Annotated in this window: 7 protein-coding genes; 4 read left to right on the top strand and 3 right to left on the bottom strand. The window is 72.4% G+C overall.

Annotation, left to right across the window (positions count from 1 at the left end; genetic code table 11):
* The first annotated feature begins 266 nt into the window (after positions 1 to 266).
* Positions 267 to 1,850, top strand: coding sequence for an MBL fold metallo-hydrolase (locus GNZ18_RS40410; RefSeq protein WP_156222849.1), 1,584 nt, complete (start codon positions 267 to 269; stop codon positions 1,848 to 1,850).
* 37 nt (positions 1,851 to 1,887) lie between these two features.
* Positions 1,888 to 2,526, top strand: coding sequence for a GNAT family N-acetyltransferase (locus tag GNZ18_RS40405; protein WP_312875023.1), 639 nt, complete (start codon positions 1,888 to 1,890; stop codon positions 2,524 to 2,526).
* 18 nt (positions 2,527 to 2,544) lie between these two features.
* Here the strand turns inward: GNZ18_RS40405 and GNZ18_RS40400 are convergent, their stop codons facing one another.
* Complete coding sequence (locus tag GNZ18_RS40400) at positions 2,545 to 3,345, bottom strand: alpha/beta fold hydrolase (RefSeq protein ID WP_156222846.1); 801 nt, start codon at positions 3,343 to 3,345, stop codon at positions 2,545 to 2,547.
* Between the two features lie 212 nt (positions 3,346 to 3,557).
* On the opposite strand from GNZ18_RS40400, the gene GNZ18_RS40395 reads away from it, so the two are divergent.
* Entirely contained in the window at positions 3,558 to 3,770 is a 213-nt protein-coding gene (locus tag GNZ18_RS40395) for an MbtH family protein (RefSeq protein ID WP_156222844.1), read from the top strand.
* Between the two features lie 94 nt (positions 3,771 to 3,864).
* On the opposite strand, the gene sbnA is transcribed toward GNZ18_RS40395, so the two are convergent.
* Entirely contained in the window at positions 3,865 to 4,824 is a 960-nt protein-coding gene (gene sbnA / locus GNZ18_RS40390; RefSeq protein ID WP_242889932.1) for a 2,3-diaminopropionate biosynthesis protein SbnA, read from the bottom strand.
* Between the two features lie 191 nt (positions 4,825 to 5,015).
* Between sbnA and GNZ18_RS40385 the strand changes: the two genes are divergently transcribed.
* A complete protein-coding gene (locus tag GNZ18_RS40385) occupies positions 5,016 to 6,488 on the top strand; it encodes an amino acid adenylation domain-containing protein (RefSeq protein ID WP_156222842.1) in 1,473 nt (490 codons plus the stop codon).
* A gap of 41 nt (positions 6,489 to 6,529) precedes the next feature.
* Here GNZ18_RS40385 and GNZ18_RS40380 read toward each other — a convergent pair whose 3' ends face one another.
* On the bottom strand, positions 6,530 to 8,440 hold the full coding sequence (locus tag GNZ18_RS40380) for an ABC transporter ATP-binding protein (protein WP_308166300.1): 1,911 nt from the start codon (positions 8,438 to 8,440) through the stop codon (positions 6,530 to 6,532).
* Positions 8,441 to 8,764: the final 324 nt, after the last annotated feature.

Raw genomic sequence — 8,764 nt, 5'->3', positions numbered from 1 at the left:
CGATCAAGTTCGCGGCCCGTTCAACTGACTCAACGACCCGGTTGAACGGCGCCCGCTCCATTTCGCATGTTCAATTCCCCGGGGCATGCGCGGGGGATCATTGCCCGGCCGCGAGTGGAGAAGACATGCTGATGCGGGAGTGCGCACGAATGCGTGGCGCGGCGCGCGGGTCTTTCGCCCGTTCCTTTCGCCCGTGCCTTGGAAACGCGGGCCCTTTCGTTCTGGCGACGGCCCGTGCCATCGGGTTCCTGGAGGTTGAGACGTAGATGACCGACGAGAAGCTGTTCCTGCGGTCGAAGGTGATCGTCGAACCGCTGGTGGACCGGTTCTTCGCGTGGCCCTACACGGTCGCGCCCGTCCAGGCGGCGATGAACCTGGCGTTCCTCCAGGTGCCGCTGCTGGAGTCCTACCTCCAGTCGCCGCAGGTCCACATCGCGGCGAGCAACAACCCCGAGCTGCGCGGCGGCTACTTCATCAACATCCCCGAGGAGCGCGCCGACGAGGTGCGCGACCTGCTCGCCGCCATCAAGCGCGACCGCGCCGACATGCTGCGCTTCGCGCAGGCGATCGCCGACGGCCAGGAACTGCTGCGCGCGAACGCGACCGGGTTCGACCTCACCCCGCTCTACCCCAAGCTCCCCTCCGAGCTGGGCGGGCTGGTGGAACTCGCCTACGACACCGACAACCAGGCGCAGCTCCGGTTCATGGAGCCGGTCGTCTACAAGAGCGACTACTACACCAACGCCCGCCAGTCGGTGCAGCTGTCCTTCGAGACCGGCATCGAGCGCCCGTTCATCCTCAGCACGCCTCGGCTGCCGTCCCCGGACGTCCTGGAACTGGACATCCCCTTCGACCACCCCGGCCTGGAGGAGCTGTTCAAGGCCCGCGTCCAGCCGACCACCCTCGCCCACCTGCGCGACGCGCTGGGGCTGGACGACGCGCAGGCCGCGCACCTGTCGGGGATGCTGAGCGAGCGGCCGAGCCTCGCCGCGGACCGGCACATCGAGGGCGGCGGCCGGATCCGCTACTTCGGGCACGCGTGCCTGGTCCTGCAGACGGCCGAGGCCGCCATCGTCACCGACCCGTTCATCAGCGCCGACAGCACCGCCGGCGACCGCTACACGCTGGACGACCTGCCCGACCACATCGACCTCGTGCTGATCACGCACGGGCACCAGGACCACATCGTCCTGGAGACCCTGCTGCAACTGCGCGGACGCGTCGGCGCGATCGTCGTGCCGCGCTCCTCGCGCGGGAACCTCGCCGACCCGTCCATGGCGCTGATGCTCCGCCACCAGGGCTTCCCCGTCATCGAGGTCGACGACTTCGACGAGGTCGACTTCCCCGGCGGCCGGGTCGTCGCCACCCCCTTCCTCGGCGAGCACTGCGACCTCGACATCCGCGCCAAGTCGACGTACTGGGTCGAGCTGGCCGGACGCAAGGTGTTCGTCGGCGCCGACTCCTCCGGCATCGACCCGAGCCTGTACCGGTACGTGAAGGGCCACCTCGGCACCGCCGACATCGCCTTCCTCGGCATGGAGTGCGACGGCGCGCCGCTGACCTGGCTCTACCAGGCGCTGCTGACGGTCCCGGTCACGAAGAAGATGAGCAACTCGCGCAAGCTGTCGGGCTCCAACGCCGAGCAGGCCGCCGCGATCATGACCGAGCTGGGCGCCACCGAGGCCTACGTCTACGCGATGGGCGAGGAGGACTGGCTCGGCCACGTGATGGCCACCACCTACAACGAGGACACCTACCAGATCAAGCAGATCGAGGAGTTCCTCACCTGGTGCTCCGACCGGGACATCAGGGCCGGGCACCTGTTCAAGCAGCAGGAGTGGCGCTGGTAGTCCCCGCCGTCCGTCCAGCCAACGAGGGGGGCCGCCGGTGACGAGCACCGGGACCGACACGACCGGCATCGACACGACCGGTACCGGCACCACCGGGATCGACGTCACCGAGTGGACGCTGGAGATGCGCGACCGCGCGGACCTGCGCCCGGCCGCCGAGCCGCCCGGCGAGATGACCTTCAGCCTCGCCGGGACGGCCTCACCCGACCTGAGCCGCGCGCTGTACGCGGCGGTCGGCGCCCGCGTCTGCTGGACGGACCGGTTCGGCTGGACGCACGCCGACTGGGCGCGCTGGCTGGCCCGCCCCGGCCTCGCCACCTGGATCGCGATGGCCGAGGGCACGGTCGCGGGCTACTTCGAGCTGGAGGCGCAGCCCGGCGGGGACACCGAGGTGCACCTCGTCGGGCTCGTCCCCGCCTTCGTCGGCCGCGGCTTCGGCGGCCACCTGGTCGAGCAGTGCGCCCGCCGGGCCTGGCGGCGCGGGAAGGTGTGGGCCGAGGACCTCGGCCCGGCCCGGCGCGTCCACCTGACGACCAGCACGCTCGACCACCCGAACGCCCGGGGGAACTACCTGCGGCGCGGGTTCACCGTCGCGGCCGAGCGGACGTGGCGCAAGGCCGTCCCCGACCCCCGCGCGGTGGCGTGGCCGCTGCCCGCCGACCCGCGCCCGGTGTGAGGCCGCCGCCCGGGGCGGTCAGTTCTTGGCGAAGAACTCGACGATGGCGGTGTTGACCGCGTCCGGGCGCTCCAGGTTCCCCAGGTGGCCGCAGCCGGGGATCTCCACGAGGTCGCAGTCCGGGATGGCGTCGGCGACCTCGGCGACCAGGTGCGGCGGGCAGACCAGGTCGTCGGCGAAGGCGATCGCGCGGCACGGCACCGTGACGCCCCGCAGCGCCTCCCGCCGGTCCCCGGCCGGCTCGACGGTCTGCTGACCGGGCGCGACGTCGTCCCCGCCCGACATCTCGAAGACCTCCAGCCAGCCCCCGATCGCCGCCTCGTCGTTCAGCGTCGCCGGGGACAGCATCTCCACGACGGTCCGCGCGGCCCGGTAGGCGTCCGGCAGCCGGACGCCGCTCTCGCGCAGCACCCGGTCGGCCGCCGCCAGGGCGCGGCGCGCCGCGTCCGAGCGCGCCCGCGTCGCGATCAGCACCGCCGAGCGCACCAGCTCCGGCGACTCCAGCGCCAGCTCCTGCGCGATCATCGACCCCATCGAGGTGCCGACGAGGCGGCACGGCCCGATCCCGAGCGCCTCGACCAGGCCCCGGGTGTCGGCGACGAGGTCGGCGAGCGCGTAGTCGCCGGGCGGGACGTCGGAGGGCGCGATGCCGCGGTTGTCGACCACGATCGTCTCGTAGCCCGCCCGGTGCAGCGCGGGCGTCTGGTGCAGGGTCCAGACGCGGCCCGCCGCGCCCGACCCCATGATGAGGAGCACCGGCTCCCCGCGTCCCGCGCGCTGGTAGGAGAGCCGGATCCCGTTGGTGCTCACGAAGGGCATGCGCCACCCTGGCACCGCGCGAGCGGGCCGATCAAGGGCACCGCGGCGTGCCGCCGGAGCCGGTCCCACCTGGTGTTCAACCGGCACACCGGCGCAGTCGAACGCGTCCCGCGCGGGCCCCGCGGCGGGCCCGCGGTGGGCGTTGACGCGGCCACGGGGACGCGCGCCATAGTGGGTGCGCGTGGGCCGATCACCTGAGAGAGGACGGCGAGATGACCAATCCGTTCGACGACCCCGATGCCAGCTACCTCGTCCTGGTCAACGACGAGGGCCAGCACTCGCTGTGGCCGGTCTTCGTCGAGGTGCCGGAGGGATGGGAGAAGGTCTTCGGCGAGGCGGGCCGGCAGGACTGCCTCGACTACATCGAGCGGTCCTGGACCGACATGCGGCCGAAGAGCCTGATCGCGGCGATGGAGCAGCGCTAGCCCGTCCCCGCGACCATGTGGCCGACCGCCGCGTGGCCGACCGCCGCCCGGCGGCTCGGCCGCGCGGCGGTCGCGTCGGGGCCGGGACGCCGCGTCAGGACCGGGCGGGGAGCGCGCCGAAGTGCTCCTCCAGCCAGCTGTCGGCGTAGATGGAGTCGAGGTAGCGCTCACCGAGGTCGGGTGAGATCGCCACCGCGACCGGCTCGGCGCCCGGGTACTTCTCCCCGAGCCAGCGGACGGCGCCGCTGACGACCGTGCCGGTCGAGCCCCCGAACAGGAAGCCCCGCGCCGCCAGCGCGTGGCACGTCGCGATCGTGTCGGTCTCCGGGACGAACACGACGTCGTCGATGTAGGCCTCGTCGAGCAGTTCGGGGCGGCGGCTCGTGCCGAGGCCCGGCACGAGCCTCCGCTCGGGGATGCCGCCGAACGTCACCGACCCGACCGCGTCGACCGCGACGATCGTCACCGGTTTCCGGTGCTCCTTGAAGTAGCGCGCGCAGCCCATCAGCGTGCCCGTCGTCCCGGCGCCGACGAAAAGCACCTCAAGGCCAGGAAAGGCGCTCGCGATGGCGGGCGCGGTGCGCCGGTAATGCGCCCTCCAGTTGCTCGGGTTCGCGTACTGGTTGAGCCACACGTAGTCATCGCTGGACGCGCACAGTTCCCGCACGTGGCGGATCCTGCTCTCCAGGAAGCCGCCATTGGTGTCCGGCGTGGAGATCACCTCGACTTCCGCGCCGAGCGACCGCATCAAACGCAGCGAGGCGGGGTTGCAGCGCGGGTCGGTGACGCACCGGAACCGGAGCCCGCGGCTCGCCGCGATGAGCGCCAGCGCGATGCCCAGATTGCCCGACGACGACTCCACCAGCACGGACTCCGCGCCGAGCACGCCCTCCTCCTCCGCCGCCTCCACCATCTGCGCCGCGGCCTTGAGCTTCACCGACCCCGCGAAGTTGAATCCCTCACATTTCAGGAACAGCGCGGAGCCGATCGGCCCGCGCAGGTCGACGTACAGGTCCTCGACGTTGAACTCGTGTGGCGAGTCGATAATGGTCACGTTGCGCACACCCCAATGAATGACAGGCAGCGGTGACGGCAGGGTTCCGGGAGAAAGGAGAATAGGCAAATCGGTACTGGGTGCCGTAGCCTCGGTCACCGTACTGTAGGGCAGCGAATCACAAAAGCTGCGTTCATCCCCGTGGCGCGGGGTAATGGCCCTCAAGTGTCGAACTGTTTGGGAGCGGAATCATGACGATCGCGCGGACCCTGCTCGCCCCCTCGGAACTGCCGGAACTGCCGATCGCCGATCCCGACCTGCGGCGCGCGCGGGAGCTGGCGCTCGGCCGCGAGCACGAGGCCGACCTCGCCGACGCGGTGATCACGCACGTCGAGCGGTTCGCCGCCGCCGGGGACCGCCCCGCCGTCCAGGACGAGCGCCGCCGGGTCGGCTACGCCGAGCTGGCCGCGGAGGCCCGCCGGGTCGCCGCGCTGCTGGAGCGGCACGGCGCCGGGCGCGGCACCGTCGTCGCCGTGGGCGGTGAGCGCGGCGTCGACGTCATCGCCGCGTTCCTGGCGATCGAGCTGCTCGGCGCCGTCTACGTCCCGGCGGACGCGGGCTGGCCCGCCCGGCGCGTCGCCGACGTCCTCGGGCAGGCGGGCGCGGTGCTGCTGCTCGCCACCGACCCGGGCGAGGTGACGGCCGCGCTCACCGAGGGCGCGGGGGAGGCCGGCGTGCCGGTGGTGCGCGCCGCCGACGCCGCGTCCGCCGAGCCGTGGCGGGGCGCCGCCCGGCTCGACGGCCCGGACCAGCCCCGCTACATGCTGTTCACCTCCGGCTCGACCGGCAGGCCCAAGGGCGCGGTGGTCGAGCACCAGGGCATGCTCAACCACCTGCACGCCAAGATCATCGACCTCGGCATGACCGCGTCCGACGTCCTCGCCCAGACCGCCCCGCTCGGCTTCGACATCTCGGTCTGGCAGATGCTCTGCCCGCTGCTGCTCGGCGGCCGGGTCACGGTCGTCGCCGACCGGACCGGCCACGACTCGGCCGCGTTCGCCCGGCACGTCGACGCGGAGGGCGTCACGATCGTCGAGCTGGTCCCGACGATGATCCGGCTGCTGCTCGACGACCTCGCCGAGGCGGCGGACGCCCCCCGGATGAGCGGCCTGCGCTGGATGCTCGCGACCGGCGAGGAGCTGCCCACCGAGCTGGCCCGCCGCTGGCTGGCGGAGGTGCCGCACGCGAGCCTCATGAACGCCTACGGCCCGACCGAGTGCTCCGACGACGTCACCCACCACACGGTCACCCCCGCCGACCTCGGGCTGCTGCGGCTGCCGATCGGCGCCCCCGTGATCAACTCGCGGCTGTACGTCCTGCGCCGCGAGGACGGCGGCTGGCACGCCGCCGAGCCCGGCGAGGCCGGCGAGCTGTTCGTCGGCGGCACCTGCGTCGGCCGCGGCTACGCCGGCGACGCCGACCGCACCCGCGACGCCTTCTTCCGCGACCCCTTCGAGACCACCGCGACCGGCCGCCTCTACCGGACCGGCGACGAGGTGAAGGTGCTGCCGCAGGGCGTCCTGCAGTACCTCGGCCGCGTCGACCGGCAGGTCAAGATCGCCGGGGTGCGGATGGAGCTGGGCGAGATCGAGGCCGTCCTGCAGCGCCACCCGAGCGTCGGCGCCGCGGCCGTCGTCGTGCACGACTTCGGCGCCGCGCGCTAGGCGAACGCGGGGATCGCGCGCCGCCGGTCAGGTGCCGCCGGTCAGGTGGAGCGGACGGCCGGATCGTCCCCCGCCTGGCCGGCGAACTGCGTCCGGTACAGGTCCGCGTACAGGCCGCCCTGGCTCAGCAGCTCCTCGTGCGTGCCGCTCTCGCGGATCCGCCCCGCCTCGACGACGAGGATCTGGTCGGCCTCCCGGATCGTGGACAGCCGGTGCGCGATCACCAGCGACGTGCGGCCGGCGAGGGCCGAGCGCAGCGCCCGCTGGATCGCGGCCTCCGACTCGGAGTCCAGATGCGCGGTCGCCTCGTCCAGGACGACCACCGGCGGCGCCTTGACCAGCAGCCGGGCCAGCGCGATCCGCTGCTTCTCCCCGCCCGAGAGCCGGTAGCCGCGGTCGCCGACCACGGTGTCGAGGCCGTCGGGCAGCGCCTCGACCATGTCCCAGATGCGCGCCGCGACGCACGCCTCGACGATCTCCCGCTCGGTCACGCCCGGCCGCGCGTACTCCAGGTTCGCGCGGAGCGTGTCGTGGAACAGGTGCGCGTCCTGCGTCACCACCCCGACCGCCTCCCGCACCGACCGCAGCGTGAGGTCCCGGACGTCGTGGCCGCCGATCCGCAGCGCCCCCGCGCCGACGTCGTACAGCCGGGGGACGAGCTGGGTGATCGTCGTCTTGCCCGCGCCCGACGGGCCGACCAGCGCCGTGAGCCTGCCCGCGGGCGCCCGGAAGCTCAGCCCGTCCAGCGTCCAGGCGTCGCTGGTCTTCTCCACCCCGCGCCTGGCGATCGACTCCAGGGACGCCAGCGACACCTCCTCCGCCGTCGGGTAGCGGAAGGAGACCCGGTCGAACTCGATGTCGGGCGCCTCCCGCCCGGCGGGCAGGTCGCGGGCCCCGGGCCGGTCGCTGATCAGCGGCTTGAGGTCGAGGATCTCGAACAGCCGGTCGAAGCTGACCAGCGCCGTCATCGCGTCGACCTGGATCGTCGAGAGCTGGTCCACCGGGCCGTACAGGCGCAGCAGCAGCGCCACCATCGCCACGAGCGTGCCGAGCTGGAGCCGTCCGTCGATGATGAGCGCCGCGCCCAGCCCGTAGACGACGGCGGTGATCAGCGCGGTGAGCACGCCGACGAGCTGGGACGTCATCCGGTCGACCGCGATCCCGCGGACCTGGATGTCGCGGAGCCGGCCCGCCCGCGCGGCGAACGCCTCCGACTCCTCGTCCTGCCGCCCGTAGAGCTGGCCGAGCATCGCGCCCGCGACGTTGAACCGCTCGTTCATCAGCGAGCCCATGTCCGCCTCCAGCTCCATGCCGGCGCGGGTGAGCCGCTGCACCCGGCGGGCGATCAGCCGGATCGGCAGCAGGAACAGCGGGATCAGCGCCAGCGACGCCAGCGCGAGCTGCCACGACAGGTAGAACATCGCCCCCACCACGAGGAGCAGGGTCAGGATGGTCGACACCGAGCCCACCAGCAGCGAGGTCACCGCCCGCCGGGCGCCGATGACGTCGGAGTTGAGGCGGCTGATCAGCGCGCCGGTCTGCGCGCGGGTGAAGAACGCGAGCGGCTGCCGCTGGACGTGGTCGAACACCTTCGTCCGCAGGACGTAGACGAGGCCCTCCCCGACGCGTCCGGCGCACCACGTCCGCATGTAGTCGACGGCCGCGCTCACCAGCGCCAGCCCGACCACCGCCGCGCACAGCCACAGCACGACGCCGAACCGGCGCGGGATGATCCCCTCGTCGATGATCGCCTTGAGGATCAGCGGGCTGAGCGCCGTGAAGACGGCCTCGGCCACCGTCGCCAGCAGCAGAGCCGACAGCAGCCAGGGGAAGCGCAGCGCGTAGGGGACGATCCGCCGCACGGTGCCGGGCTTGATCCGCTGCCGGGTGATCGAGTCGTCGTCGAACCGCCGGCGCGCCCAGCGCCTGATCCTGCCACCTTTTCCGGTCACGAAGGCCCGTCCTCGCTCTCGTTTCGCGCCCGCCCACCGGACGGGACGTACCGGCTAACGCTCACAGATCGGTCCGTTCAATCACACGCGCGCCCGTTCAACTGACGCGCCGAACGCGGTCAAACACCTTGACGGCGTGCGGGACGGCCGAGGAGGAGCATCATCCCAAGGACCCCCTCCTTTCGCCTGTTCGGGCGCATTGCGCCGGGAATTGCCGGACGGAAACGCCGGTGCCCTCCGCGGGGAGCGCCTGGTCACGGCCTCGCGGCCTCCGGCCGGATTTGTTCCGATATTGATCGCAAATAACGGATCTTGTGACTGGTG

Origin of the sequence: Actinomadura litoris, assembly GCF_009733595.1 — a bacterium.
GTDB lineage: Bacteria > Actinomycetota > Actinomycetes > Streptosporangiales > Streptosporangiaceae > Spirillospora > Spirillospora litoris.
This window is presented reverse-complemented; position numbering and strand designations above follow the sequence as displayed.